General features: G+C 67.7%; 27 protein-coding genes and 3 tRNA genes. 22 read left to right on the forward strand and 8 right to left on the reverse strand.

What is annotated here, in order from left to right; genetic code table 11:
• Positions 1-53: 53 nt before the first annotated feature.
• Together BM198_RS22630 and BM198_RS22635 are read right to left on the reverse strand one after the other, a co-directional pair.
• Positions 54-1,109 carry a coiled-coil domain-containing protein gene (locus BM198_RS22630; RefSeq protein WP_074972611.1) on the reverse strand — a complete coding sequence of 352 codons (1,056 nt, stop codon included), beginning with the start codon at positions 1,107-1,109 and terminating at the stop codon, positions 54-56.
• 93 nt (positions 1,110-1,202) lie between these two features.
• Positions 1,203-1,451 carry a hypothetical protein gene (locus tag BM198_RS22635; RefSeq protein ID WP_074972613.1) on the reverse strand — a complete coding sequence of 83 codons (249 nt, stop codon included), beginning with the start codon at positions 1,449-1,451 and terminating at the stop codon, positions 1,203-1,205.
• Between the two features lie 855 nt (positions 1,452-2,306).
• Between BM198_RS22635 and gacA the strand changes: the two genes are divergently transcribed.
• The 7 genes from gacA to BM198_RS22670 all read left to right on the forward strand — a co-directional run bounded on the left by gacA (position 2,307) and on the right by BM198_RS22670 (position 6,500).
• Positions 2,307-2,951 carry a response regulator transcription factor GacA gene (gene gacA / locus BM198_RS22640; RefSeq protein WP_044406381.1) on the forward strand — a complete coding sequence of 215 codons (645 nt, stop codon included), beginning with the start codon at positions 2,307-2,309 and terminating at the stop codon, positions 2,949-2,951.
• Entirely contained in the window at positions 2,951-4,774 is a 1,824-nt protein-coding gene (gene uvrC, locus BM198_RS22645; protein WP_069561179.1) for an excinuclease ABC subunit UvrC, read from the forward strand. Before gacA ends, uvrC begins: the two co-directional genes overlap by 1 nt.
• A gap of 32 nt (positions 4,775-4,806) precedes the next feature.
• The gene (pgsA, locus tag BM198_RS22650) at positions 4,807-5,367 is read left to right on the forward strand and encodes a CDP-diacylglycerol--glycerol-3-phosphate 3-phosphatidyltransferase (RefSeq protein WP_044406387.1); all 561 of its coding nucleotides are present in this window, start codon (positions 4,807-4,809) and stop codon (positions 5,365-5,367) included.
• A gap of 68 nt (positions 5,368-5,435) precedes the next feature.
• Positions 5,436-5,511: transfer RNA gene (locus BM198_RS22655), tRNA-Gly, on the forward strand.
• A gap of 43 nt (positions 5,512-5,554) precedes the next feature.
• Positions 5,555-5,628: transfer RNA gene (locus BM198_RS22660), tRNA-Cys, on the forward strand.
• Between the two features lie 191 nt (positions 5,629-5,819).
• Positions 5,820-5,906, forward strand: a tRNA-Leu gene (locus BM198_RS22665).
• A gap of 156 nt (positions 5,907-6,062) precedes the next feature.
• Positions 6,063-6,500: a hypothetical protein gene (locus tag BM198_RS22670; RefSeq protein WP_074972615.1), complete on the forward strand. Its 438-nt coding sequence runs from the start codon at positions 6,063-6,065 to the stop codon at positions 6,498-6,500.
• 16 nt (positions 6,501-6,516) lie between these two features.
• Here the strand turns inward: BM198_RS22670 and BM198_RS22675 are convergent, their stop codons facing one another.
• Entirely contained in the window at positions 6,517-7,125 is a 609-nt protein-coding gene (locus BM198_RS22675; protein ID WP_074972617.1) for a TetR/AcrR family transcriptional regulator, read from the reverse strand.
• An 84-nt stretch (positions 7,126-7,209) separates the two neighbouring features.
• Between BM198_RS22675 and BM198_RS22680 the strand changes: the two genes are divergently transcribed.
• Both BM198_RS22680 and BM198_RS22685 read left to right on the forward strand, forming a co-directional pair.
• Positions 7,210-8,088, forward strand: a complete 879-nt coding sequence (locus tag BM198_RS22680; protein ID WP_083422460.1) for an oxygenase MpaB family protein — start codon at positions 7,210-7,212, stop codon at positions 8,086-8,088.
• Positions 8,089-8,173: 85 nt separating this feature from the next.
• A complete protein-coding gene (locus BM198_RS22685; RefSeq protein WP_074972621.1) occupies positions 8,174-8,875 on the forward strand; it encodes a YoaK family protein in 702 nt (233 codons plus the stop codon).
• Between the two features lie 7 nt (positions 8,876-8,882).
• Here BM198_RS22685 and BM198_RS22690 read toward each other — a convergent pair whose 3' ends face one another.
• A complete protein-coding gene (locus BM198_RS22690; RefSeq protein ID WP_044406396.1) occupies positions 8,883-9,074 on the reverse strand; it encodes a carbon storage regulator in 192 nt (63 codons plus the stop codon).
• Between the two features lie 194 nt (positions 9,075-9,268).
• Here BM198_RS22690 and BM198_RS22695 point away from each other — a divergent pair, with 194 nt between their 5' ends.
• From BM198_RS22695 to galU, 3 genes are all read left to right on the forward strand, one after another.
• Positions 9,269-9,556 carry a hypothetical protein gene (locus tag BM198_RS22695; protein ID WP_044406399.1) on the forward strand — a complete coding sequence of 96 codons (288 nt, stop codon included), beginning with the start codon at positions 9,269-9,271 and terminating at the stop codon, positions 9,554-9,556.
• Positions 9,557-9,633: 77 nt separating this feature from the next.
• Positions 9,634-10,995 carry a UDP-glucose dehydrogenase family protein gene (locus BM198_RS22700; protein ID WP_074972623.1) on the forward strand — a complete coding sequence of 454 codons (1,362 nt, stop codon included), beginning with the start codon at positions 9,634-9,636 and terminating at the stop codon, positions 10,993-10,995.
• 48 nt (positions 10,996-11,043) lie between these two features.
• Entirely contained in the window at positions 11,044-11,883 is an 840-nt protein-coding gene (gene galU / locus BM198_RS22705) for a UTP--glucose-1-phosphate uridylyltransferase GalU (protein WP_074972625.1), read from the forward strand.
• 91 nt (positions 11,884-11,974) lie between these two features.
• Here the strand turns inward: galU and BM198_RS22710 are convergent, their stop codons facing one another.
• On the reverse strand, positions 11,975-12,397 hold the full coding sequence (locus BM198_RS22710; RefSeq protein WP_074972627.1) for a VOC family protein: 423 nt from the start codon (positions 12,395-12,397) through the stop codon (positions 11,975-11,977).
• A gap of 102 nt (positions 12,398-12,499) precedes the next feature.
• On the opposite strand from BM198_RS22710, the gene gorA reads away from it, so the two are divergent.
• From gorA to BM198_RS22725, 3 genes are read left to right on the forward strand one after another with little or no spacing between them, the layout of a single operon-like run.
• Positions 12,500-13,858 carry a glutathione-disulfide reductase gene (gene gorA / locus BM198_RS22715; protein ID WP_074972629.1) on the forward strand — a complete coding sequence of 453 codons (1,359 nt, stop codon included), beginning with the start codon at positions 12,500-12,502 and terminating at the stop codon, positions 13,856-13,858.
• 7 nt (positions 13,859-13,865) lie between these two features.
• The gene (locus tag BM198_RS22720) at positions 13,866-14,489 is read left to right on the forward strand and encodes a trimeric intracellular cation channel family protein (RefSeq protein ID WP_044406412.1); all 624 of its coding nucleotides are present in this window, start codon (positions 13,866-13,868) and stop codon (positions 14,487-14,489) included.
• A 3-nt stretch (positions 14,490-14,492) separates the two neighbouring features.
• Entirely contained in the window at positions 14,493-14,873 is a 381-nt protein-coding gene (locus BM198_RS22725; RefSeq protein ID WP_074972631.1) for a VOC family protein, read from the forward strand.
• Positions 14,874-14,877: 4 nt separating this feature from the next.
• On the opposite strand, the gene BM198_RS22730 is transcribed toward BM198_RS22725, so the two are convergent.
• Positions 14,878-15,306 carry a copper chaperone PCu(A)C gene (locus tag BM198_RS22730; protein WP_074972633.1) on the reverse strand — a complete coding sequence of 143 codons (429 nt, stop codon included), beginning with the start codon at positions 15,304-15,306 and terminating at the stop codon, positions 14,878-14,880.
• Positions 15,307-15,427: 121 nt separating this feature from the next.
• On the opposite strand from BM198_RS22730, the gene BM198_RS22735 reads away from it, so the two are divergent.
• From BM198_RS22735 to BM198_RS22755, 5 genes are all read left to right on the forward strand, one after another.
• A complete protein-coding gene (locus BM198_RS22735) occupies positions 15,428-16,234 on the forward strand; it encodes a dienelactone hydrolase family protein (protein WP_074972635.1) in 807 nt (268 codons plus the stop codon).
• Between the two features lie 240 nt (positions 16,235-16,474).
• Positions 16,475-18,301 carry a phosphogluconate dehydratase gene (gene edd, locus BM198_RS22740; RefSeq protein ID WP_074972637.1) on the forward strand — a complete coding sequence of 609 codons (1,827 nt, stop codon included), beginning with the start codon at positions 16,475-16,477 and terminating at the stop codon, positions 18,299-18,301.
• Complete coding sequence (locus BM198_RS22745; protein ID WP_074972639.1) at positions 18,298-19,257, forward strand: glucokinase; 960 nt, start codon at positions 18,298-18,300, stop codon at positions 19,255-19,257. The genes edd and BM198_RS22745 overlap by 4 nt, the downstream gene beginning before the upstream one ends.
• Before the next feature lie 180 nt (positions 19,258-19,437).
• Complete coding sequence (locus tag BM198_RS22750; RefSeq protein ID WP_069564733.1) at positions 19,438-20,163, forward strand: response regulator; 726 nt, start codon at positions 19,438-19,440, stop codon at positions 20,161-20,163.
• Positions 20,164-20,191: 28 nt separating this feature from the next.
• Positions 20,192-21,595: an ATP-binding protein gene (locus tag BM198_RS22755; RefSeq protein ID WP_082078228.1), complete on the forward strand. Its 1,404-nt coding sequence runs from the start codon at positions 20,192-20,194 to the stop codon at positions 21,593-21,595.
• Here the strand turns inward: BM198_RS22755 and BM198_RS22760 are convergent.
• Positions 21,592-22,074: a GNAT family N-acetyltransferase gene (locus BM198_RS22760; protein ID WP_074972641.1), complete on the reverse strand. Its 483-nt coding sequence runs from the start codon at positions 22,072-22,074 to the stop codon at positions 21,592-21,594. The two genes, BM198_RS22755 and BM198_RS22760, sit on opposite strands and share 4 nt — an antisense overlap.
• A gap of 84 nt (positions 22,075-22,158) precedes the next feature.
• Here BM198_RS22760 and BM198_RS22765 point away from each other — a divergent pair, with 84 nt between their 5' ends.
• Together BM198_RS22765 and BM198_RS22770 are read left to right on the forward strand one after the other, a co-directional pair.
• On the forward strand, positions 22,159-23,091 hold the full coding sequence (locus BM198_RS22765; protein ID WP_074972643.1) for a LysR family transcriptional regulator: 933 nt from the start codon (positions 22,159-22,161) through the stop codon (positions 23,089-23,091).
• A gap of 657 nt (positions 23,092-23,748) precedes the next feature.
• Positions 23,749-23,952 carry a hypothetical protein gene (locus BM198_RS22770; protein WP_044406437.1) on the forward strand — a complete coding sequence of 68 codons (204 nt, stop codon included), beginning with the start codon at positions 23,749-23,751 and terminating at the stop codon, positions 23,950-23,952.
• A 1-nt stretch (position 23,953) separates the two neighbouring features.
• Here BM198_RS22770 and treS read toward each other — a convergent pair whose 3' ends face one another.
• Positions 23,954-26,014 carry a maltose alpha-D-glucosyltransferase gene (gene treS, locus BM198_RS22775; RefSeq protein WP_074972645.1) on the reverse strand — a complete coding sequence of 687 codons (2,061 nt, stop codon included), beginning with the start codon at positions 26,012-26,014 and terminating at the stop codon, positions 23,954-23,956.
• Positions 26,015-26,046: the final 32 nt, after the last annotated feature.

The raw sequence follows: 26,046 nt of genomic DNA on the forward strand, positions 1-26,046 counted from the left end.
GAAGAATTTCCCAAGCCGCACTGGGCGGCCGGGCATGGGGCGGGGGGAGGGTGTTACGCGGCCTGGCTGGCGTTGGGCGTGCCGATGACGCCGTTTTCGATCCAGTGGACGGCGATCGTCTGCGGCAGCTTGGGCGGTTCCTTCAACGTGCCGCAGACGATCACTGTGTCGATGGTCTCCAGCTTCGCCAGCTCCATCAGCATGCGGATCAGCTGGGTACGTGACGGCAGATCCAGCACGTCGAACCGGTCCAGCATGACCAGGCGCAGTTCGGACAGCTGGGCGATGGCCAGGGCGACTACGGCGTCGACGCGCCAGCGCTCCGACTCGGACAGCAGGCCGTAGGCCCGGCTGCCGTAGGTCAGCACCATGTCGTTTGTGATCGCCACGGGCTGCCAGCGTGCCAGGCGGGCGGCCACGGCCATGGAGTCGTTGAACGGTGCCAGCGCCTCGGCCAGCAGGGCGGCGGGGATGCCGCTGGGCGCCAGGGCCTCGCCGATCTGCAGCCATTGGGTGATGTCGGCATGGTGCGCGGCGGCCTTGGCGATTACCTCATCGCGTTCGGCCAGGGCGCGGGATACGTCCGCCAGGGCCTCCACCTTTGCGCGCAGGCCGTCACGCTGCTGGCGCAGCTCGTTGATCGTCTGTTCAGCCACGGCCAGGGCGTCCTGGCCAACCTCGTGGCCAAGGGCGGCCTTGAGTTCCTTGATCTGCAGGACCGCCTGCTGCGATTCGGTGAGGTCGCGGTGGCTGTTGTCGACGGCGCGCTGCGCGCTCTCCAGATAGCCGCGGTACTCCTCGACGCGGGCAGCGGCGGCAGGATCTCCCGGGCGATGGCGCTGCAGCTTGCCGTCCACCAGGATCAGCGACTCGTCGCAGCACGGGCAGACCAGGGCGCTCAATGCACCGGCGGCCGCTTCTGCATCGCGCAGCTTCTCGGACCACTCCTGCAGGCGCTTCCGATCCTCTGCCAGTTTCTGCTCGCGGCGGGCGGCCAGGCCGGCTACCGATACCAGCTCGGCGGCCCGGGCCTGGCGCTGCTCGTTGGCGGCGATGGTGGCGCGGTGGCCGCCCAGCGCTTCCTGGGCGTCGGCCAGGTCCTGCTCCACCTGGGCCAGCTCCGCGTCGTCGACTCGCTGCGCCGGCCACCGGGTCGCGGTGCCGGTCGCCGTCGGCGCGGGGGCCAGGTGAGGCTGACTTGGTCAGCCTGTCGGGTGATTTTTCGCCTCGTTCTGAGCGGCCTCGTAGAGCCGGGCTGCATCTTCGGCGAGGTACTCCAGGCAGGCGAATGCGCCGCCCAGCAGTTCGGGGGATGGCGTGCCGTGGTCGGGAATGTTGGACAGGAAGCCGAGCATGCCGAGCAAGGCGCGTTGGCGCACATAGGCTGCTTCGTAGAGGGTCAGGTGATGGAGATCGTTTTTGTAGAGCGAACTGAGTTTTGCAGAAGTCATAGTTGTTCTCGATGGGTCGACTGACCGCCTCCTGACGCCAATCAGGGTGGAGCGGGCCATGCAGGTTGGCGTAACCGTCGAGAACGAACGGTGCATCCGAAGATGCCCTGCACGGCACGCCCCATAACGCGGGTGCAACCATGCAAGGTGCCTGAACAACGTTCATGCACCTGTCCTCGTTCGGGACGCCAATCCCGACTGCCCAGGTTGGGCAGCGCGGCAACGTTAGGGCGTGGGGAAGGGGGTGTCAATCGGCAGTGGCTCGGGTCTATCGGGGCGTTGCGGGTTTTCTTTCATGCGTCGATGACGTAGTTCTCGATGTGCTTCCAGCCCTTTCAGTTACTGCGTCCTGGCTTTTCGGTGGCGTTCTCCAGGCTGCGGCTCCACCAGTACCGTGCGGCGCTGACGCTTGCCGGCTGGGCACTGCTGGCTCTTTTGTGGCTGCGCTTCCAGTGGCTTTGCTCTGCTTTTCGGCGGTCGTGATTTTGGGGGCGCCGTTGGTCTCTTTATTTCCTAAAGCGTGATGGCATTGCGATAGGCGATTTCTGTACCTGGCGCTTCGGCAGTTTCCGGTCTGCCCGTAGCCGGTCGTCAAGGCGCCTGACTCGCCCTGTCAGGGCGTCCTACGCTGAAGTTCCAGAGGCGATTTTCCCTTGGGTGAGGACGCCCGCTGCGGCGGACTCCTCCGGTGGTGATAGGCGGACTCGATTGTCAGTCCTTGCTGCTTATGTTTTCCTGGCGCTTGTGATTTGACGGTGGCGGTCGCGCTAGGTCTGAGCGCTCCGACTTGCTAATGTATCGGCCTTTCCATGTGACGCTCCCCAGTTTGGCGGGCGGTGCACTGCGAGGTGTCGCTTGATTAGGGTACTGGTGGTCGATGACCACGATCTGGTTAGAACAGGCATCAGCCGCATGCTCTCGGACATCGATGGGCTGCAGGTGGTGGGGCAGGCCGAGAGCGGCGAGGAAGCGCTGAAGAAGGCGCGCGAGCTCAAGCCCGACGTGGTGCTGATGGATGTGAAGATGCCCGGCATCGGCGGTCTCGAAGCGACCCGCAAGCTGCTGCGCAGCTACCCCGATCTGAAGGTGGTGGCGGTGACGGTGTGCGAAGAGGATCCGTTTCCGACCCGGCTGCTGCAGGCCGGTGCGGCGGGCTACCTCACCAAGGGCGCTGCGCTTGAAGAGATGGTCCAGGCGATTCGCCAGGTCTTCGCCGGGCAGCGCTATATCTGTCCGCAGATCGCCCAGCAGTTGGCGCTGAAGTCCTTCCAGCCGCAGACGAGTGGTTCGCCGTTCGACCTGTTGTCGGAGCGGGAAATCCAGATCGCGCTGATGATCGCCAACTGCCAGAAGGTCCAGACCATTTCCGACAAGCTGTGCCTGTCGCCGAAGACGGTGAACACGTACCGCTACCGGATCTTCGACAAGCTCTCCATCTCCAGCGATGTCGAGCTGGCTCTGCTGGCGGTTCGCCACGGCATGGTGGACGCCGTCAGCTGATGCAACCCACATTCGATGCAAGTGATTTTCTTGCCGCCTGCAGTGGGCGTCCGGGGGTTTACCGGATGTTCGACGAGGGCGGCAAGCTGCTTTATGTCGGCAAGGCCAAGAACCTCAAGAAGCGCCTCGCCAGCTACTTCCGCAAGACCGGTCTGGCGCCCAAGACGGCTGCCCTGGTGGCCCGCATCGCGCAGGTCGAGACCACCATCACCGCCAACGAGACGGAAGCGCTGCTGCTGGAGCAGACGCTCATCAAGGAATGGCGGCCGCCTTACAACATCCTGCTGCGGGACGATAAGTCCTATCCATATGTGCACCTCTCCGATGGCGAGTTCCCGCGGCTGAGCATCCATCGCGGGGCGAAGAAGCAGAAGGGGCGCTACTTCGGGCCTTACCCCAGTGCGGGGGCCATCCGTGAAAGCCTGAACCTGCTGCAGAAGGCGTTCCTCGTGCGCCAGTGCGAGGACAGCTACTTCCGCAACCGCACCCGGCCATGCCTGCAATACCAGATCAAGCGCTGCAAGGGGCCGTGTGTCGGCCTGGTGGAGGCGAACGAGTACGCCGAGGACGTGCGCCACTCCGTGATGTTCCTGGAAGGGCGGAGCAATGCCCTGGCGGCCGAGCTGACCAGCAGCATGGAGCAGGCGGCGATGAACCTGGAGTTCGAGCGGGCTGCCGAGTTGCGCGACCAGGTGTCGATGCTGCGGCGCGTGCAGGACCAGCAGAGCATCGAGGGGGGCACTGGCGACGTCGATGTGGTTGCCGCCATCGTCAACCCGGGTGGGGCCTGTGTGCACCTCATCAGTGTCCGGGGTGGGCGCGTGCTGGGCAGCAAGAATTTCTTCCCCCAGGTGGCGATCGAGGAAGAGGTGGGGGACGTGCTGGTGGCCTTCATTGCGCAGTACTACCTGGGCAGCCATGAACGCGATCTGCCGCAGGAGCTGATCGTCAATACCGTCCACGAGGATTTCCCGACGCTGATCGAAGCCATTGCCGAGTCGCGTGGGCGTGAACTCAGCATCAGCCACCGGGTACGGACCAACCGCGCTCGCTGGCAGCAACTGGCAGTCACCAACGCCGAGCAGGCCCTTGCAGCGCGCTTGGCCAACCGCCAGCACATGGCGGACAAGTTCGAAGCGCTCGGCGAGGTGCTCGGCCTGGCCGAGCCGCCGCAGCGGCTGGAGTGCTACGACATCAGCCATTCCAGCGGTGAGGCGACCGTGGCGTCCTGCGTGGTGTTTGGCCCGGAAGGGGCGCTCAAGTCCGACTACCGCCGCTACAACATCGAGGGCGTGACCGCCGGCGACGACTATGCGGCGATGCACCAGGCGCTGACCCGACGCTTCAGCAAGTTGAAGGATGGAGAGGGCAAGTTGCCGGACGTGCTGCTGGTGGACGGCGGCAAAGGCCAGCTGGCCATGGCGCGGGAGGTGTTGCAGGAGCTGGCAGTGCCGGAACTCATCCTGCTCGGCGTGGCCAAGGGCGTGACCCGCAAGCCGGGCTTCGAGACGCTTTACCTCAATGGCCCGGAGAACGAGTTCACCCTGCCGGCCGACGCGCCTGCGCTGCACCTGATCCAGCAGATTCGCGACGAGGCACACCGCTTTGCCATCACCGGCCACCGTGCACGACGCGGCAAGGCCCGTCGGACCTCCAGCCTGGAAGAGGTGGCGGGAGTAGGGCCGAAGCGTCGGCGCGAGCTGCTCAAGCATTTCGGTGGGTTGCAGGAATTGAGCCGCGCCAGTATCGAGGAGATCGCCAAGGCGCCTGGCATCAGCAAAAAGCTCGCCGAGTCGATTTATGCGGCCCTGCACAGCGAGTAGAATGCCCCCTCTTTTTCGGTCTTGCTGTGACGATGAATATTCCAAACCTGCTCACCGTTCTGCGTGTTCTGCTGATTCCCGTCTTCATCCTGCTGTTCTATCTTCCGTTTTCGGGGAGCCACATGGCCGCAAGCGCGGTGTTCGCCATCGCGGCGGTCACCGACTGGTTCGATGGCTACCTGGCGCGTCGCTGGGAGCAGAGCACCCCGTTCGGGGCCTTCCTCGACCCGGTGGCGGACAAGCTGATGGTGGCGGTGGCGCTGGTGCTGCTGGTCGAGGAACACCACACGCTGTGGCTGACCTTGCCGGCGGCCATCATCATCGGTCGCGAGATCGTGGTCTCGGCGCTGCGGGAATGGATGGCGGAGCTGGGCGCGCGTGCCCAGGTCGCGGTCTCCAACCTCGGCAAGTGGAAGACGGCGGCGCAGATGCTGGCGCTGGTCATCCTGCTGGCCAATCCGCCGGTGGTGAGCTTCTGGGTGGTGCTCGGCTTCCTGCTGCTGATCATCGCCGCCGCGCTGACGCTGTGGTCGATGCTGCATTACCTGCTGGCCGCCTGGCCGCACCTGAGCACCGAGCCGAAAGATAAATAAACTTTTTTGAATCAAGGGGTTGACGGCTGCTAACGATCCTATAGAATGGCGCCCGTCACCAAGACAAAGCGGGAATAGCTCAGTTGGTAGAGCACGACCTTGCCAAGGTCGGGGTCGCGAGTTCGAGTCTCGTTTCCCGCTCCAGATTGTCATGAAGACGCCGCCTCAAAGCGGCGTCTTCATTTAAGGCCGGATGGCAGAGTGGTCATGCAGCGGATTGCAAATCCGTGTACGCCGGTTCGATTCCGACTTCGGCCTCCATATGAGAAGCCCCGTAGATTCACGTCTACGGGGCTTTTTCATTTCCGCAGCGTGTTGGCGTTCTCATTGTGGCTGGGCTTTTTTGCTGTCCGGTCATGGACTTGCGAATGCTTGCGTGCGGGGGAGGGGGTGTATATATTCCTGCCCTCGCAAAAAACGGGGCTTGGCTCCGTATTGCATTGAGCGCTACCGCCCGAATGGCGAAATCGGTAGACGCAAGGGACTTAAAATCCCTCGCTGGCAACAGCGTGCCGGTTCGACCCCGGCTTCGGGCACCATATAAATCAAGGGCTTGCACGATTCTTTCGGGCAGGCCCTTGTTGTTTCTGGCTCCGCAATTTGGGGAGCGGTCCGCACTTCTTGATGCCCCTCTGATGTGAAAAGGCCCTGTGCTTATACTCCCGGCCTTCCGATACACGACAGGGATGTGAGTCATGCGGGATTTCATCAAGGCACGAAGTCTGGATATCGCCATCGGCGTGATCTTTGTGGCCGTGTTCGCAGCGCTGATCGACATCAGGGGCGACGTACTGTTCATCGGCCTCTGGTATTACTTGGCGGTCATTGGGGGTGCGTTCGTCACGGCAGTGCTGGCCAATCCCAGGCCATTTTTCGCCGGCGGCGCCGTTCTGGCTGCAGGGCTCAGCCTTGCAGTCTATGTCTGGGTCAACTCGCATCCCGACGTCAGGAGTAGTGGCCTGTTGGGGATTGCTCACCTGCTGTCGCTGCCGGGTGCCGCCGCCGGAGTCGTGGCGCTCGGCGTCGTGAGTCGGCGGCGCAAGTGGCGTCGGGAGTCCAGGCTGTTCTCCGCCGGGTTCCTTGGCTTCTTTCTGGGGTTTGTCGTCAATCAGGTCGGCCTGTTCCTGGTTTGACGCGCAGCTCGCGCGCTCACTCCGCTTCACCCAGGCTCTTCACATAGGCCGCGAACATGTCGCTCAACGCCCCGATCAGTTCAGCGCGGGTGAGCGGTGGGTGAGGGTGGCTCATGAAGCGGATGATGGTCATCAGCGCGCTGTTGATGACCACGTACAAGGTGGGCAGCGGGTTCTCGATGGGGATTTCCCGCAGGTGGCGCAATAGGTAGAGGCGGCAGAAATCGAACAGGTGCTGTTCCATCTCGTCGACCACCCTCAGCGTGCGCAGGTCCTGCCAGTGCCGTGCGAGTTCCAAGTGCAGGCTGGCGTTGCGGTCGAGGAATGCGAATACCGCCTGCAGCAGCCGTTCCACCGCAGCGTGAACGTCGTCCGCCAGCAGGGCCGAGGCGTTGTCGCGGATGACGCCCACCAGGTCCTGGCTCATCCGGTCGAGCAGCGCCTCGACCAGCGCCTCCTTGCAGTCGAAGTACTGATAGAGCGAACCGACGCTGACCCCGGCCTCGGCGGCGATGAGGTTGGTGCTCAGGCGTGGCAGGCCTTCGCGGGCGATGACTCGGGCGCAGGCTTCCACCAGGTCGGCGACCATCTGTTGCGAGCGTTGCTGACGGGGCTGCTTGCGCATGGCGGGCTCCGGACGCGAATTGAATGCGAGCGGATAGTCGCATTAGCGTGAAGGCGTTTCCAAGCACCTGCCGGAGCCGCCTCCATGCACGCACCTGACTCCGTTCCACCCGCCCAGCCGAGCCCCTTGGGGCCGGATTCCCTGACCTGGCGCTACTTCGGGGATCTGCGGGGCCTGCTGCTGATCGGTCGCACCGGCATCCTGCAGAACATGCATCCGGGGCTGGCTGCCGGCGTGCTCCAGCATTCCGACCTGTTCGCCAACCCCTGGAACCGCTTGCTGCGCTCCATCCCGCCCATCCTCGGCGTGGTCTACGACGGTGAGCTGGCTGCCGGTACCGCGCGCCAGGTGCGCGCCTTCCACCGTGATATCAAGGGCCGGGACGGGCAGGGACGCCCCTATCACGCCCTCAGCCCCGAGCTGTTCTACTGGGCCCACGCCACCTTCTTCGAAGCGCAGATCGCCTTGCAGGAATGGCTCGGCACGCCCCTGGACGAACAGCAATGCGAGCGCCTCTACCAGGAGTCCGTCCACTGGTACGCCCTCTACGGCCTGCCGATGGGGGAGGTGCCGGCGAACTACGCGGCATTCCGGGTGTACTGGCAGCAGATGCTCGAACAGCGCCTGCAGGCGACGGAGATCACCACCTGGTACTTCGGCTCGACCGGGCGCTTGCCCGCGCCCTATCCCTGGATGCGCGGCCCGTTGTGGTGGTGCCTGCAACCCCTGCTGGTGGGTGGCGTGCGCTGGGTGGCGCGGGGCACCTTGCCGCCTGTGCTGCGGGAACGCCTGGGGCTGCGGTGGACGGAATGGGACCAGCGCCGGTTGCGGTTGCTTGCCGGCGTCCTGCGGCTGGCCTGGCCCGTGCTGCCCCGGGAATGGGGGTATTTCCCCCGGGCGCGGCGTGCGATGCGGCGTGCCCGCCGGGCTGCCGCCGGAGGGCACCCGGCCCCCCGGACTTGACGGCCACGGCGGGCAGCGGACAATTCGACCTCCCGTTCCGCGGCCAGGCAGTCCCGGCCGTCGCACTGAGCAGTGAGGTGCCCCCATGCTTCCATCCCCGATCCCCCGTGGCAGCGCGCGGCGCTTTCACTTGCGCAAGGTGCGTGGACGTGTCGGGCTGGGCCTGGTGGCCGGGCTTTCCGTACTGGCAGGGATGACCGACGCCATCGGCTTTCTCGCCACCGGCGACTTCGTCTCCTTCATGAGCGGCAACACCACGCGGATGGCCGTGTCCCTGAGCGAGGGGCACCTCGCCGCCTTCGGGCGCCTGGCCCTGGCGGTGCTCTGCTTCGTGCTGGGCAACGCGTTCGGGGTCGTGGTCGCGCGTTTTTCCGGTCGCCGCGCCGCGCCGCTGCTGGCGGTGATCGCCACGCTCCTGGCCATTGCCGCCCTCTGGCCCTTTGCCTGGCGAGTGCCGGCGGTGGTGCTGTCGATCCTGGCCATGGGCATGCTCAACGCCGTGGTCGAGCAGGTGAACGGCCTGCCCATCGGGCTCACCTACGTCACGGGCGCCTTGTCGCGTTTCGGTCGGGGGCTCGGCCGCTGGCTGCTGGGCGAGCGGCGGGAAGGGTGGCGGGTCCAGCTGGTGCCCTGGGGCGGGATGCTGGCGGGCGCTGTGCTGGGCGCATTCCTGGAGTTCCGCATGGGTCTGTTGGCGCTCACCTTCAGCGCCGGGCTCGCGGCACTGCTGGCCATTGCCTCGTTGTGGGTGCCGCGTCCCTGGCAGCGGGGCTACATGCCCCGCTGAACGGCGCTCAGGCCGTCATCTTGCGCGGATGGGGCACGCCGGCCTGGATGCGCTCATACACCTCCTTGCGGTGCACGGCGACATTCTTGGGCGCGACGATGCCGAACTTCACCTGGTGGCCGTGGATGCTGATCACCTCCAGGGTGATGCCGCCTTCGATGACGAAACGTTCGCCGACGGAACGGATGAGGAGCTGCATATCAGGCTCTCCTGACGGGAATCGGTTGCGAGGGTCGCTGCGGCAGTTCGCGGCGACAGCGGGCTTGAACACCTGACCTGCGCTGGCCCGATCAAGTTCCACCCGGTGAACCCCGCCAGGCGACGCACGGTCGAACGGTGCACGGCAGCGGATGGTCTAGCCTGAGACTGCCTGAAGGAACCAGGAGACGTGGAATGGACACCCGTGAACAGCATCTGATCCGCCTGCTCGGCCTCACCACCCGCAGCCTCACCCACCTGTCGGCCGCCATGACCGAAATGTCCTTCGAACTGATGCGCAGCGAGGATGACGCAGCGCGCCAGGCCGGACGCCGCATGATCGACCACCTCGCCGCCATCAGCGCCGGCCTCGACGAGCACTGGCAAGCCTTGGGCGACTTCGGTGGCGGCCCACCGGAAGAGCCGGTGGAAGGCCTGGTCGAAGTCGAGCTGCAGCCCGTCGACGAGGGCGGCTCCGGATAACCTCGCCGTCACCTCGCTGTCACGCCCCTGCCACCGGAGTCCGTTGCAATCCCTGCAACGACAGCGGAGGTGCAGCCATGCGGATATGCGTGATCGGGGCGGGCTATGTGGGGCTGGTGACGGCGGCGTGCTTTGCTGAAATGGGCAACCGGGTGCGCTGTGTCGAGCGCGACCCGGCGCGCCTGGCGCAATTGCGTCGGGGCGAGTCACCGATCCATGAACCGGGCCTGGCGCCCCTGCTGGCGCAGCACCTGGAGAGCGGGCAGCTGGACTTCACCGCGCGCCTGGCCGAGGGGCTGGAGCAGGCAGACGTCGCCTTCATCGCCGTGGGCACCCCCAGCGGCGAGGACGGCTCCGCCGACCTGAGCCATGTGCTCGCGGTGGCGGACGAACTGGGGCGGGTGCTGCAGCGCCCGTGCCTGGTGGTGGACAAGTCCACCGTGCCCGTCGGCACCGCCGAGCGGGTCGCCGCGTGCATCAACGGGCGACTCGCCGCCCGGGGCAAGGCCTTTCGCATCCAGGTGGCGAGCAACCCCGAGTTCCTCAAGGAGGGGGCTGCCCTCGATGACTTCATGCGCCCCGATCGCATCGTCATCGGCACCGACGACCCGGCGGCCCGCGAACTGCTGCGGCGCCTCTACGCGCCGTTCTCGCGCAACCACGACCGCATCCTCTGCATGGGCACCCGCGCTGCCGAGTTCACCAAGTACGCCGCCAACGCCTTCCTCGCCACGCGCATCTCCTTCATGAACGAGATGGCCGGGCTCTGTGCCCGCCTGGGCGTCGACATCGAGGAGGTGCGGCGCGGCGTGGGCAGTGACCGGCGCATCGGCACGCACTTCCTCTATGCCGGTTGCGGCTACGGCGGCTCGTGTTTCCCCAAGGACGTGCGAGCGCTGATCCGCTGCGCCGAACAGGAGGGGATCGACCCCGGCATCCTGCGGGCCGTGGAGGCGCGCAATGCCGAGCAGAAGGCCCTGCTGTTCCAGGCGCTGGTGGCGCATTTCGAAGGGCGCCTGCACGGGCGGGTGGTGGCGGTGTGGGGGCTGTCCTTCAAGCCGGGCACCGATGACATCCGCGAAGCGCCCAGCCTGGTGCTGATAGACGCCCTGCTGGCCGCCGGCGCCCTCGTGCGCGGCTGCGACCCAGCGTCGCGGGAGGCCGTCGCAGCCCGCTACCCGGACGCCCTCGCCAGCGGCCGGCTGTGGCTGGGCGAGTCCCCCTACCAGGCGGTGGAACAGGCCGAAGCCCTGGTGCTGGTGACCGAATGGAAGCAGTTCCGCCAACCGAACTTCGAGCGGATTCGCGGTCTGATGAAGGTGCCGGTCATCTTCGATGGCAGGAATCTCTACGACCCGTTGCAACTGGCCGACCTGGGATTCCTCTATCGCGGCGTCGGACGCCCACCTGCGGGGCATTGTAAGGCGACAGCGGCGTGATTAGACTTCGCCGCATTCAGCCCACACCCACCTTATTCAAGGTTCAACATGATCAAGAAATGCCTGTTCCCGGCCGCTGGTTACGGTACCCGTTTTCTGCCCGCCACCAAGGCCATGCCCAAGGAAATGCTGCCGGTGGTGAACAAGCCGCTGATCCAGTACGGGGTTGAAGAGGCGCTGGACGCCGGTCTCAGCGAGATCTCCATCGTCACCGGCCGTGGCAAGCGCGCCCTGGAAGACCACTTCGACATCAGCTACGAGCTGGAACACCAGATCAAGGGCACCGACAAGGAGAAGTACCTGGTCGGCATCCGCCGCCTGATCGACCAGTGCAGCTTCTCCTACACCCGCCAGGTGGAAATGAAGGGCCTGGGCCACGCCATCCTCAGCGGCCGTCCGCTGATCGGCGACGAGCCTTTCGCCGTGGTGCTGGCGGACGACCTGTGCCTGAACCTCGACGGCGACGGCGTGCTGACCCAGATGGTCAAGCTATACAACCAGTTCCGCTGCTCCATCGTTGCCATCCAGGAAGTGCCGCCGGAGGAAACCTCCAAGTACGGCGTGATCGCCGGCGAGATGATCCGCGACGACATCTACCGCGTGAACAGCATGGTCGAGAAGCCCAAGCCGGAAGACGCTCCGTCCAACCTGGCGATCATCGGCCGCTACATCCTGACCCCGGACATCTTCAAGCTGATCGAAGAGACCGAGCCGGGCAAAGGCGGCGAAATCCAGATCACCGACGCCCTGATGAAGCAGGCTCAGGACGGCTGCGTGCTGGCGTACAAGTTCAAGGGCAAGCGTTTCGACTGCGGTGGCGCCGAAGGCTACATCGACGCGACCAACTACTGCTTCGAGAACCTCTACAAGACCGGCAAGGCCTACTGATAGGCTCCACCGCGTCACCCAAGGCCGCCTCCGGGCGGCCTTGTCGTATCCGCTCTCCACGTAGCCCGGGCTTCAGCCCGGGAAGCCTGTCTCAGGGAATCACCATCCCCTCCGAGCCCGGCCCCAGTGGCTGCCCGTAGCTGAACTCCACATAGTTGCCCGCCGGGTCCCGCAGGCCGCAGTAGTAGCCCACCGGAAATGGCTCGTCCCGGGGTGCCCACACCAGGCAGCCTTCGGCCGCCGCGCGGGCGACCAGGGCATCCACCGCCTCGCGGCTTTCCAGGGCGAAGCCGAAGTGGCTGTAGTCGTCGGCGGCCAGGTCACGCGGGAGCCCGCCGGGCATGATCACGAAGATGAAACGGTGCTCCTGGCCCGGCTCCGCCATCCAGACGATACGCGAGCCCTTGCCGGCGCGCGAGTGGATCACCCGCATGCCGCAATAGCGTTCGTAGAAGGCGATGCACGGCTCCAGCTCGGGCACGTGCAGGGCAAGGTGGGTGAGGGTAGGGCGCATGGTGCTCCTCCTTCGGCGTACCAGGCTCAAGGATAGGCGCGGCAACTGGTCAGGGGCACGGGTTCAGGTATGCTGGCCGCCTGTTTCTGGAGACCCCCTGCCATGGCCTACGATTTCGACCTCTTCGTCATAGGCGCCGGTTCCGCCGGCGTACGTGCCTCTCGCTTCGCCGCCGGTTTCGGTGCCCGCGTCGCGGTAGCGGAAAGCCGCTACCTGGGCGGCACCTGCGTCAACGTCGGCTGCGTGCCGAAGAAGATGCTGGTGTACGGCGCCCACTACGCCGAAGACTTCGAGCAGGCGCGCGGCTACGGCTGGTCCGTCGGCGAGCCCGGGTTCGACTGGGCGACCCTGATCGCCAACAAGGACAAGGAAATCCACCGCCTCAACGGCATCTACCGCAACCTCCTGGTCAACGCCGGCGTCACCCTGCTGGAAGGCCATGCGCGCATCCTCGACGCCCACACCGTGGCGGTCGGTGAGCAGCGCTTCACGGCCCAGCACCTGCTCATCGCCACCGGTGGCTGGCCCCAGGTGCCGGACATTCCCGGCCGCGAGCATGCCGTCACCTCCAACGAAGCCTTCCACCTGCGCGAACTGCCCAAGCGCGTGCTGGTGGTGGGCGGCGGCTACATCGCCGTCGAATTCGCCTCGATCTTCCACGGCCTGGGCGCCAAGACCTCGCTGCTCTATCGCCAGGACCTGTTCCTGCGTGGCTTCGACGGCGCCGTGCGCACCCACCTGCGTGACGAGCTGACCCGCAAGGGCCTCGACCTGCAGTTCAACGCCGACATCACCCGCATCGAGAAGCAGGCCGATGGCAGCCTGCTCGCCACCCTCAAGGATGGCCGCAGCCTGGAGACCGACTGCGTGTTCTATGCCACCGGTCGGCGACCGATGCTGGACAACCTCGGCCTGGAGAACACCGGCGTCGAGCTGGACGAGCGCGGCTTCATCAAGGTGGACGACGAGTACCGCACCACCGAACCCTCGATCCTCGCCCTGGGCGACGTCATCGGTCGCGTGCAGCTCACCCCGGTGGCCCTGGCCGAAGGCATGGCCGTTGCCCGCCGCCTGTTCCGCCCGGCCGAGTACCAGCCGGTGGACTACGACAACATCCCCACCGCCGTCTTCAGCCTGCCCAACATCGGCACCGTCGGCCTGACCGAAGAGCAGGCACGTGGCCGTGGGCACAAGGTCAAGGTGTTCGAGAGCCGCTTCCGCGCCATGAAACTGACCCTCACCGACAACCAGGAGCGCACCCTGATGAAGCTGGTGGTGGACGCCGAGAGCGACCGCGTGCTCGGCTGCCACATGGTCGGCCCCGAGGCGGGCGAGATCATCCAGGGCCTGGCCGTGGCGCTCAAGGCCGGCGCCACCAAGCGCATCTTCGACGAGACCATCGGCGTGCACCCGACCGCCGCCGAGGAATTCGTCACCATGCGCACCCCGGTGGGGAACTGATCGGTCCATGGAGCAGCTCTTCTACCTGTCCGACCTCTTCGGCGTCGCCGTCTTCGCCATCACCGGCGCGCTCATGGCCGGGCGCAAGTCCATGGACCTGTTCGGCGTGCTGGTGATCGCCATCATCACCGCCCTGGGCGGCGGCACCCTGCGCGACGTCATTCTCGGCAACCACCCGGTCAGCTGGATCCGTGACGACACCTACATCCTCGTCGCCTCCCTGGCCGCCGTGGGCACCGTGCTCTGGGTCCGCCTCACCCGGCCCATCCACGAGACCGGGTTGCTGGTGGCCGATGCCTTCGGCCTGGCCGTGTTCACCGTCTACGGCACCGAGGTCGCCCTGCAGCACCAGGTGCCCCTGAGCACGGCGGTGATCATGGGCGTCATCACCGGCGTCGCCGGCGGCGTGATGCGCGACGTGATCTGCAACGAGATCCCGCTGATCTTCCAGAAGGAGATCTACGCCATCGCCTGCATCGCCGGCTCCCTGGTGTTCATCGGGCTGCTGGCCGTCGGGCTGCCGCGCTGGCTCGACACCGGCATCGCCATGGCCGTGGTGCTCGGCACCCGCCTGGCCGCCATCCGCTGGGGGCTCTCGCTACCCCGTTTCCACCTCCTCGACAGGCACTGAGCCATGCTGGAACGCATCGATCACCTGGTCCTCACCGTCGCCGACATCCCCCGCACCGTGGATTTCTACCAGCGCGTGCTGGGCATGCGTCACGAGGTGTTCGGCGAGGGCCGCAGCGCCCTGGCCTTCGGCCAGCAGAAGCTCAACCTGCACCAGGCCGGACGGGAGTTCGAGCCCAAGGCCGCGCACCCGCTGCCGGGGGCCATCGACCTGTGCCTGGTCACCACCTGGCCCCTGGATCGCCTGCGGGCCCACCTGGCCGCCGAAGGCGTGGCGGTGGAGGAGGGGCCGGTGCGCCGCACCGGCGCCCTCGGGCCCATCGAGTCGGTGTACGTTCGCGACCCGGACGACAACCTGATCGAGATCGGCCGCTACCTCGCCTGAGCCGTCACTGCGCCGTCGCCTCCACGCGCACCTCGCCGGCCTTCTCGAAGCGCAGGACGAGCGGGATGCGCTGGCCGGGCGTCACCGGCTGGCGCAGCCCCACCAGTGTCAGGTGGCTGCCGTCCGGCTTGAGCGCCAGCGTGCCCCCGGCGGGGATGCCGAACGACACCAGGGTCATCACCCGGCGGGCCTCGCCGATGCGCACCGTGGTCTGCAGGTCCACCCGCCAGGCCAGGGGCGAGCTGGCACCGCTCAGCCGGTCGCCATCGCCGCCCCGGTCGTGGATGTCCAGGTAGACCTCCCGCGCCGTGGCGTCCCAGGTCGAGGCCCGGCTCCAGGCTGGTCCCAGTTCCAGGCTCCCCGCCCGTGGCCCATCGGCCAGGGCCCAGGGGCAGGCGAGGGCGAACAGCAGAAGGACCGACGAACGACGCATGGCAACCTCGGCAAGGCATGGGGGAGCGCTATTTCACCTGGCAATGGCGGTTGGCGAAAGCCCGGAAAAACCGCGACACTTGCACGCTGCCCAGCTTCGCTGAACCCGGAGAGGAATCGAAATGCCCAGATTGTCGTTGTTGTTCGCTCTGTTGGCCTTCGCGGGCATCGCCCAGGCCGAGGTCAAGACCAAGGAGCTCCACTACAAGGCCGCCGACGGGACCGCCCTGGTGGGCTACTACGCCTACGACGACGCCATCGAGGGCAAGCGCCCGGGCGTGGTGGTGGTGCATGAGTGGTGGGGCCTGAACGACTACGCCAAGCGCCGTGCCCGCGACCTCGCCAAGCTGGGCTACAGCGCCCTGGCCATCGACATGTACGGCGAGGGCAAGAACACCGAGCACCCGGCCGACGCCGCCGCCTTCATGCAGGCCGCCCTCAAGGACGCCCCCGCCGCCAAGGCGCGCTTCCTCGCCGGCCTCGACCTGCTCAAGCAGCAGCCCCTGACCGACAACAGCCGCCTGGCCGCCATCGGCTACTGCTTCGGCGGCAAGGTGGTGCTGGACATGGCCCGCCAGGGCGTCCCGCTGGCCGGCGTGGTGAGCTTCCACGGCGCCCTCGCCACCGCCACCCCCGCCACCAAGGGCAGCGTCAAGGCGCGCATCCTGGTGGAGCACGGCGGGCTCGACAGCATGGTCACCAAGGCCGACGTCGCCGCCTTCAAGGACGAGATGGACGCCGCCGAGGCCAACTACCGCTTCGTCCTCCAGCCCAAGGCCAAGCACGGCTTCACCAACCCCGATGCCGACCGCCTCAGCCACGCCGGCCACGGCAGCGAGAAAGGCCCGGACCTGGCCTACAGCAAGGTGGCCGACGAGAACTCCTGGGCCGACATGCAGGGCTTCTTCAAGGAAATCTTCCCCCGCTGAAACGCCGCGCCGGGGCTGACCCCTGGCGCCGCTCCATCCGCTCTGCAGGGGCGCGCGGCCCGGATCGCGCGTCCGTCGCCAGACCGGCACCTCGGCCGGGGTGTGCGGTCAGACCAGAACGACAGACTGAAGCTGAAAATGTTGTTCGAATAACAAAATACCCATGCGCATGTGGTGATATTTTGTTTCTCTGCGTTATCTTGATGCAATTAAAACAAGATATCCCCTGGAGCCCCTGACATGCATCCTCGCATCCTGGAAGTCACCGAGCGGGTCATCGCCCGCAGCCGACCGACCCGCGAACGCTACCTGGCGATGATCCAGGAAGCGGCCAGCAAGGGCCCGCAGCGGGGCAGCCTGCAGTGCGCCAACTTCGCCCACGGCGTGGCGGGCTGCGGCGGCATCGACAAGCAGCGCCTGCGGCTGATGGACTCGGCCAACGTCGCCATCGTCACCGCCTACAACGACATGCTCTCCGCCCACCAGCCCTACGAGACCTACCCCGAGGTGCTGCGCCAGGCTCTGCGCGAGATCGGCTCCGTCGGCCAGGTGGCCGGCGGCGTACCGGCCATGTGCGATGGCGTCACCCAGGGCGAGCCGGGCATGGAGCTGGGCATCGCCAGCCGCGAAGTGATCGCGATGTCCACCGCCATCGCCCTGTCCCACAACATGTTCGACGCCGCGCTGTTCCTCGGCGTGTGCGACAAGATCGTCCCCGGGCTGATGATGGGCGCCCTTCGCTTCGGTCACCTGCCGTCGTTGTTCGTACCCGCCGGCCCCATGCCCTCGGGCCTCTCCAACAAGGAGAAGGCCGAGGTCCGCCAGCGCTACGCCGAAGGCAAGGCCACCCGCGACGAGCTGCTGGAGGCGGAGATGCAGGCCTACCACAGCCCCGGCACCTGCACCTTCTACGGCACCGCCAACACCAACCAGATGCTCGTGGAGATCATGGGCCTGCACCTGCCGGGCGCCTCCTTCGTCAACCCCGGCACGCCCCTGCGCGAGGCCCTGACCGCCGAAGCCGCGCGCCAGGTGACCCGCCTGACCCGCCAGGCCGGCCAGTTCGTGCCGCTGGGGCACATCGTCGACGAGCGCGTGCTGATCAACGCCGTGGTCGCCCTGCACGCCACCGGCGGCTCCACCAACCACACCCTGCACCTGCCGGCCATCGCCCGCGCTGCCGGTGTCCAGCTGGACTGGCAGGACATGGCCGAGCTGTCCGAAGTGGTGCCGACCCTGGCCCACGTCTATCCGAACGGCAAGGCCGACATCAATCACTTCCAGGCCGCCGGCGGCGTCGCCTTCCTGGTGCGCGAACTGCTGGATGCCGGCCTGCTCCATGAAGATGTCGAGACCGTCGCCGGCCGTGGCCTGCGGCGCTACACCCAGGAGCCCTTCCTGGAGGACGGCCGCCTGGTCTGGCGCGAAGGCGCCGCCGCGAGCCTGGACGAGAACATCCTGCGGCCCGCTGCGCGGCCGTTCTCCCCGGAGGGCGGCCTGCGGGTGATGACGGGCAACCTCGGCCGCGGGGTGATGAAGGTCTCTGCCGTCGCCCCCGAACACCGTGTGGTGGAGGCCCCGGCGCGGGTCTTCCACGACCAGCAGGCCCTGGCCGATGCCTTCAAGGCCGGCGAGCTGGACCGCGACCTGGTGGCGGTCATGCGCTTCCAGGGGCCGCGCTGCAACGGCATGCCCGAGCTGCACAAGATGACCCCCTTCCTCGGCGTCCTGCAGGACCGTGGCTTCAAGGTCGCACTGGTCACCGACGGGCGCATGTCCGGTGCCTCCGGCAAGATCCCCGCCGCCATCCACGTCACCCCCGAAGCCTATGACGGCGGCCCCCTGGCCCGTGTGCGCGACGGCGACATCGTTCGCGTCGATGGCGTGGCCGGCACCCTGGAACTGAAGGTGGACGCCGCCGAGTTCGCCGCCCGCGAGCCCGCGCCGCCCATGCACCAGGCCGAAGTCGGCTGTGGCCGTGAGCTGTTCGCCTTCATGCGGGCCGCCTTCAGCTCCGCCGAAGAGGGCGCCAGTGCCTTCACCCGCAGCCTGGAGGGCCTCAAGTGAGCCTGGCGCTGGTCGGTGACATCGGCGGGACCAACGCCCGCTTCGCCCTGTGGCGGGAACAGCGCCTCGACGCCGTGAAGGTGCTGGCCACCGCTGATTTCCCGGACCCCGAGTCGGCCATCCAGCACTACCTGGCCGGGCTCGACCTGCCCCTCGCCGAGCTGGAGGCCGTCTGCCTGGCCTGTGCCGGCCCCGTGGGCGGGGAAGACTTCCGCTTCACCAACAACCACTGGCGGCTCAACCGGACCGCCTTCTGCCAGCGCCTGGGCATCCAGCGCCTGCTGCTGGTCAACGACTTCACCGCCATGGCCCTGGGCATGACCCGCCTGCGCCCCGAGGAGCGCCAGGAGGTGTGCCCCGGCACCCCCGAAGCGGATCGCCCCGCCGTGGTGATCGGGCCCGGCACCGGGCTTGGCGTCGGCACCCTGCTGCCCCTGGGCGAGGGCCGCTGGACGGCCTTGCCGGGGGAGGGCGGGCACGTCGACCTGCCGGTGGGCAGCCTCCGCGAGGCCGCCCTGTGGCAGCACCTGCACCAGCGCCTCGGCCATGTCAGCGCCGAGAACGTCCTCAGCGGCAACGGCCTGCTGCAGCTCTACCGCGCCAGCTGCGCCCTGGATGGCAGCGCGCCGCACCTGGACAGCCCGGCGGCCATCACCTCGGCGGCCCTGGCCGGCGACCCCGAGGCGAGGGCGGTGCTGGAGCAGTTCTGCACCTGGCTCGGCCGCGTCGCGGGCAACAACGTCCTCGCCCTCGGCGCCCGGGGCGGGGTCTATGTGGTGGGCGGCGTGGTGCCGCGCTTCGCCGAGTTCTTCAAGGCCAGCGGCTTCGCCCGCGCCTTCGCCAGCAAGGGCTGCATGAGCGGTTATCTGGAGGGCATCCCCGTGTGGCTGGTGACGGCCGAGTACCCGGGCCTGGAAGGTGCCGGCGTGGCGCTGCAGCAGGCGATGCGGGCGTGAGGCGCAATCACGGGAAGCGGACGCGAGGCACGTTCCCGGCAGGCGACCTGTTGTAGGGTGGACCGCGCTTCATCGGTCCGCCGATGGCGATGCGCCGACGCCGACAGCGGGATGAAAGATTGCGGCCTCAACGCCTCGCATCCAAACGGACATGACCGATAACAACAAAGGACGGCCGACATGAGCCCTTCCGGAAAGCACATCCTCCTGGTGGATGACGACCAGGAAATTCGCGAACTGCTGCAAGCCTTCCTCAGCCGCGCCGGCTTTCAGGTGCGCACCGTGGCCGATGGCGCGGGCTTTCGTGCCGCCATGGACGAGGCCGGTGCCGACCTGGCGATCCTCGACGTGATGCTGCCCGACGAGGACGGCTTCAGCCTCTGCCGCTGGGTGCGCGAGCACCCGCGCCTGGCCCAGGTTCCGATCATCATGCTCACCGCCAGCTCCGACGAGGCCGACCGGGTCATCGGCCTGGAGCTGGGCGCCGACGACTACATCGGCAAGCCCTTCAGCCCCCGCGAGCTGCAGGCCCGGGTCAAGGCCCTGCTGCGCCGCGTCGGCTTCGGCCAGGAGCGCGAGGCCCAGGTGGTCAGCTTCGACGCCTGGCGCCTGGACATGGTCAGCCACCGCCTGTTCCACCGCGACGGCGAGGAGGTGATCCTCTCCGGCGCCGACTTCGCCCTGCTCAAGCTGTTCCTCGACCACCCGCAGCAGATTCTCGACCGCGACACCATCGCCAACGCCACCCGTGGCCGCGAGGTGATGCCCCTGGAGCGCATCGTCGACATGGCCGTGAGCCGGTTGCGCCAACGCCTGCGCGACACCGGCAAGGCGCCCCGGCTGATCCGCACCGTGCGGGGTGCCGGTTACCTGCTCGCCGCCCAGGTTTCCTCCCGCCGTGCTTAGGGCCGTGCCGCGCTCGCTGCTGGCCCGCATGCTGCTGCTCACCCTGCTGGTGGTGGTGCTGGCCCAGGCCCTGTCGAGCCTGATCTGGGTCTCCCAACTGCGCGCCAGCCAGCTGGAGGGCCTGCTGATCAGTGCCCGCAGCCTCGGCCAGTCCATGGCCGCCAGCGTCAGCTACATCCGCTCGCTGCCCCTGGGCTACCGGCCCATGGTGCTGGACCAGTTGCGCAGCATGGGCGGCACGCGCTTCTTCGTCTCCCTCAACGACAAGCCGCTGGCCATGCGTGTGCTGCCGGAAACCCCGCGCAAGCAGGCGGTGCTCGCCGAGGTGGAGGCGGTGCTGCGCGAGCGCCTGGGCAAGCCGGTGGAGATGTCGCTGCACTTCGTCGACCCGGAGGACCTGCGGCTCTTCAACAGCGGCCTCAAGCTGGACGAGTTGCCGCGCTCCTGGGCCCACTACGCCCTGACCCTGGAGCCCCTCGACCCGCCGGTGCTGGTGACGCAGATCCGCATCAGCCCCAACGAGTGGCTGTACCTCGCCTCGCTGCTGCCCGAGCCCTACGCCGGGCTGGAAGACCAGGGTCTGCCAGCCCAGCAATGGGGTTTCATCCTCATCACCAGCGCCTTCCTGCTGCTGTTCATCGGCCTGCTGGTGCGCTGGCAGAGTCGCCCCCTCAAGCGCCTGGCCGCCGCCGCGCGGGAAATGAACCTGGGCGCCGAGGTGCGCCCGCTGCCCGAGGCCGGTGGCAGCGAAGTGGTGGAGGTGAGCCGCGCCTTCAACGCCATGCGCGAGCGCATCAGCCGTTACCTGAGCGAGCGCAGCCAGCTGTTCAGTGCCATCTCCCACGACCTGCGCACCCCCATCACCCGCCTGCGCCTGCGGGTCGAGCTGCTGGAGGACGAGGCCCAGCAGGCCAAGTTCAACCGCGACCTGGACGAGCTGGAGCTGCTGGTGAAGGGCGCGCTGCAGTGCGTGAAGGACACCGACATCCACGAGAACATCGAGCAGGTGGACCTCAACCACCTGCTTCACGGCCTGGTGGAGCCCTACCTGGCCAACGGTCGCGTCACCCTCGACGGCGCCGCCCTCGAGCGCTACCCCGGCAAGCCGCTGGCGCTGCGGCGCTGCATCGGCAACCTGCTGGACAACGCCCTGAAGTACGGCGAGCGCGCCCACCTGCGGGTGGAGGACGGCCCCGAGGCCTTCGTCCTGCACGTGGACGACGAGGGCCCGGGGGTGCCGGAGCAGAAGCTGGAGCAGGTGTTCGAACCGCATTTCCGCCTGGCCGGCCAGCAGCAGGGCTACGGCCTGGGCCTCGGCATCGCCCGCAGCCTGGCCCATAGCCACGGCGGCGAGCTGAGCCTGCGCAACCTGCGCGAGGGTGGCTTGCGGGTCACCCTGCGTCTGCCCCGGACAGGCGCTGACGCGCCCTAGACGCCGGCGGCGAAGCCGCTGAGCGCCTCGCCATCCAGGCGGTAGCGCACCCACTCGTCCTGGGGCTTGGCGCCGATGGCCTGGTAGAAGTCGATGGCCGGCTGGTTCCAGTCCAGCACGCTCCACTCCAGGCGACCGCAGCCATTGGCCACCGCCTCCCGGGCCAGGGCGCGCAGCAGGTCGCGGCCGGCACCCACGCCGCGCTTGGCCGGGGTGATGTAGAGGTCTTCCAGGTAGATGCCGTTGCGCCCCAGCCAGGTGGAGTAGCTGTAGAAGTACACCGCGTAGCCGATGGGTTGGCCGTCGCACAGGCACATCAGCGCCTTGGCCGGCGCGTCCTCGCTGAACAGCGTGCGCTGGATGTCCTCGACGCTGGCGATCACCTCGTGGCGGGCGCGCTCGTAGTCGGCCAGTTCGATGATGAAATCCAGGATCTGCTGGGCGTCGCCGGGTTGGGCGGGGCGAATCTCGATGTTCATGGGGCTCTCCAGTAAAGGGGCGCCCATGCTAGCGGCGCTGGTAAGCTGCATGAAGTGCATTTATGTCATCAGGAGTTGAATGCTGTGCATCACTTGCTGCGCCGCCTCGACCTCAACCTGCTGCTGGCCTTCGACGCCCTGCATCGTCACCGCAACGTCAGCACCGCCGCCAGCGAACTGGCCATCAGCGCCTCGGCCTTCAGTCATGCCCTGGCCCGCTTGCGCCAGGCCCTGGACGACGAACTCTTCCTGCGCCAGGGCAACCGCATGCAGCCGACCCAGCGGGCCGAGCAACTCGCCGGCCCGGTGGCGGCCGCGTTGCGCACCCTCGGCGAGGGGCTGGAACAGTGGGACCCGTTCGACCCCGCGCGCAGCCAGCGCACCTTCGTCTTCGCCGTTACCGACTACACCGCCTTCGCCCTCATGCCGGCCCTGGTGGAGCGCCTGCAGCGCCTCGCCCCGGGCATCCAGCTGCGCCTGGTGCACGCCGAGCGCAAGGTCTCCATCGACGACCTGGCCAGCGGCCGTATCGACTTCGCCCTGGGCTACGGCGAAGAGCAGGACCAGTTGCCGGCCGGCATCCAGGCGCTGGACTGGTTCAGCGACGCCTACCAGGTCATCGCCCGGCGCGACCACCCCCGCGTGCAGGGCGCGCCCGACCTGGACGCCTACCTGGCCGAACGCCACGCGGTGGTGACGCCGTGGAACGAACCGAGCGGGGTGATCGACCAGGTGCTGGCCCGCATGGGGCTGCGCCGCGACGTGGCGCTGTGGCTGCCGTCGGTACTTGCCGCGCCCTTCATCATCGGCGCCAGCGACCTGCTGATGACCGCCCCCGGCCACGCCGCCGAGACCCTGCGGGACGTGGCCGGCATCGCCCTCTACCCGGCGCCCTTCGCCATCCCGCGCTACACCCTGCGGCTCTACAGCCACGCCCGCTACGCCGGCCGCGACGCCCATGCGTGGATGCTGGAGCAGCTCCAGGCGCTGCCGATCCGCTCGCGTTCGCCGGACTGAAACGCGACTGTCATCAGCCCGTCATCGCGGGGCGCGATCATGCCCCTGCACCCAACGGGCAGTGGGTGCGTGCATATCGTGGTTTCCACATCGATCGTGCCCTTGCTGGGCAGGAACCGACCTTCAAGGGTCGGTTTTTTTTCGCCTGCGCGCCCTGCTGAGGTTTCCCGACCTGAAAGCGCACTGTGAAGTTCTGTGTGGCTGAGAGGGTGGGGCAGCGAAACTGCCCCTTCAGGAGGCCGAGCGGAGTTGTTGCGCAGGGGGACGAGCGGCATGGATGCCGCGAGAGGCGCGCCAGGCCATGGATAGCCCATCGCGCCGGCCCCCGAAGCAACGATGGAGCGAGGGGAGTCCCGCGAAGCGGGACCCGGATGCAGGGGCGAGCCCTTTTGGTTACTTTTCTGTGGGCGGCATTCCGACGATTGAGAAAAGTGACTCGCCTGGGAAGGCGAAACAGGTGACCTCAGCCGCGCTCGATAATCAGCTTGGCTTCTATACCCTTCAGAGAAAGTCGCGACCCTAGGCCGTGCGTTTGAGGCATGCATCCTGGTGCGAGAGGCATGGTCTGACGCCTCGCTACCCCCTCAGGCCGCTCCTGACATCAGATCGCAACATCCCTCCGGCAGGATGCGCGCAGTTTCCCCTCGGACCCCCGCCGTGACCCGTGCCGTACGTGATTGCCGCAAGCTCCTGGACACCATCGCCATGAACAACGAAGACGCCGCCATCGCCGTGATGAAGGCCGCCGAACGCATCGGTGATGCCCACCTCAAACAGCAACTGCTGGAGATCATCCAGCGCATGCACCAGGACGCCGCCGACCTACGCACCCTGCGCGAGCGCATCGACCAGCGCGCCTGAGCTAGAGCATCGGCGCGTTGGTGGCGATGCGCAGGGCGCGCCCCTCGTAGGCCTCCAGCTCGATCAGCAGCTCCCCCCGTTCCGACAGGTCGCCCTCCAGGCGCTCATCCAGGATGTTCACCACCGGCCCCGGCGGCACGTCCGCCAGGGTCAGCACTTCGCTGAGCGGCTCGCCGCTGAAGTTCAGTGCGGTGATCTGGGTGCCGCGCCCGGCCGGCAGGTCATGGACCATCACCAGCAGCCCCGGATGGCGGGTTTCCGGCAACGGGCGCTGGTGGCTGGAGGCGATGCCGTAGGCGCGGCGTACGGCAAGCAGCCGGCGGGCCTGGGCGGCGAAGGAGTCCGGGTCGCGCAGCTGCGTCACCAGGCTGCCGTAGAGGCTGCGCGCCCGGGGCAGGCCTTCGGTCGAGCGGTCCACGTCCGGCGCCAGGTCGGCCAGGTCGTAGGCACCGCGATGGATCCAGCGGGTGTCGCCATCGGCCATCAGCGGCGCGACCTGTTCGGCCGCCAGGGGCAGGGCGCCCACCAGGTCCCAGCCGGACAGCGCGACGATCCCGGGCTGCAGCGCGTTGAACATCAACAGCAGCAGGTGCAGCCGGCGGATGCGGGCGATGTCGTCCGCCGTCAGCGCCTCCAGGTCACGCAGGCCCAGGGCGGCGGTGATCAGGCTGACGGTGGTGCAGGCCACGCCGTTGGTGACGAACTTGAGGTTGTAGGGGGCCTCCGGCCCCGCCAGACGCTCGTACATCTCGCCGCGTACCTGCTCGCGCAGCAGCGCCCCGGAAAGGCTCTGGCCCTTGTACTGGTAGGTGTCGGTGGCGTGCAGGGTCCAGAAGTGCACCAGCTCCAGGGTCAGCTCGTCGTGGTTCTGCAGGGCGTGGATCAGCGAGGCCGGGTCGATCTGGTAGGCGTGCATCTGCTGCAGCATCAGCCGCAGGAACTCGGTGTCGCCGGTCAGCAGCGCGTGCTGGGCCGCCGGGCGGGTGATGAAGTCGTAGGAGAGGTCGGCGCCGCCGCGGGACATGGCGGCGATGTCGTCCAGGGTCAGGTTCAGCTCCTGGAAGCTGAAGGCCCCGGCCTTGCGGATCATCCCGCCGAGCAGCTGGTTGGCGGTGATCGACAGCGGGTGGCTCTCCGACCAGGCGGTGCCCTGGGCGCGGCGCTCCACGCCGAGGAAGCCGTTGGCGTCTAGGCGCAGCACCCGCGCGCCGAGCACGTCGATGGAGTGCAGGGCGTCGCCGATGATCAGCTGCTGGGCCGCGAAGCTCGGGTCCAGCCAGTTCAGCGAGGGCTGGCCGGCCTTGAAGTAGTGCAGGTAGACCCAGCGCCGACGCTTGCCGTCCGCGCCCTCCACCGGTGGCGTGGCGCTCCAGTCGGTTTCCTTGACCCCGGGTTCGAAGAAGATCACCCGCTGCAGCTGGCCGACGATGTAGTTGCGCTCGCGCAGGGCGTCCACCGCGTCCGGTGGGAGGTTGACCGCGTCACGGCCTTCCGGCACGTCCGGCAGCAGGGTCCAGTCCTGCTCGGGGATCTCCACCATGTGATAGAGGCCGGGGTAGTCGCCCACGGCGCGTTCTGCCAGGCGGAAGTCGGCGCCCTTGCCGGTGTGGGCGGGGATGCAGTCGTCGATGGTCACGGCGTTGTGCGCGGCGGCCACCCGGCTGAGGTGCACCTGCAGCTCGTCGTTGCCGTAGCGCGGGTCGATGTCCAGGCCGATGCGGTCGAAGTTGCCGTCCACCGTCGGGGTGTAGTCGCGGCCCGAGAGGCCGCCGGCACGCTTCAACGGGCCGGTGTGGATGCCCTGCACCCCCAGTTCCGAGAGGGCGCTCCACAGGCGTTCGTCTGCCAGGGCCTGGAGCACGCTCATGCCATCGGGGGCGATGATCGAGGCGGGGTAGGCGGTGAACCACACCGAAGCCACGGCGGTGACGCTGCGGGGGCGGGTGAGGGCGTAGGGCTGCTGCCACAGGCGTGGCTGGCCGGCGTAGAGACGGGCTCGCTGGCGCGCGCTTTCCAGCATCGAGCGCTGGCTCAGCCAGTCGAGGTACTCGGGGTCGTGCATGGCGCTCCTCCGGACCGGTGCGCCGCGCCGAT

This window comes from Metapseudomonas otitidis (assembly GCF_900111835.1).
GTDB lineage: Bacteria > Pseudomonadota > Gammaproteobacteria > Pseudomonadales > Pseudomonadaceae > Metapseudomonas > Metapseudomonas otitidis.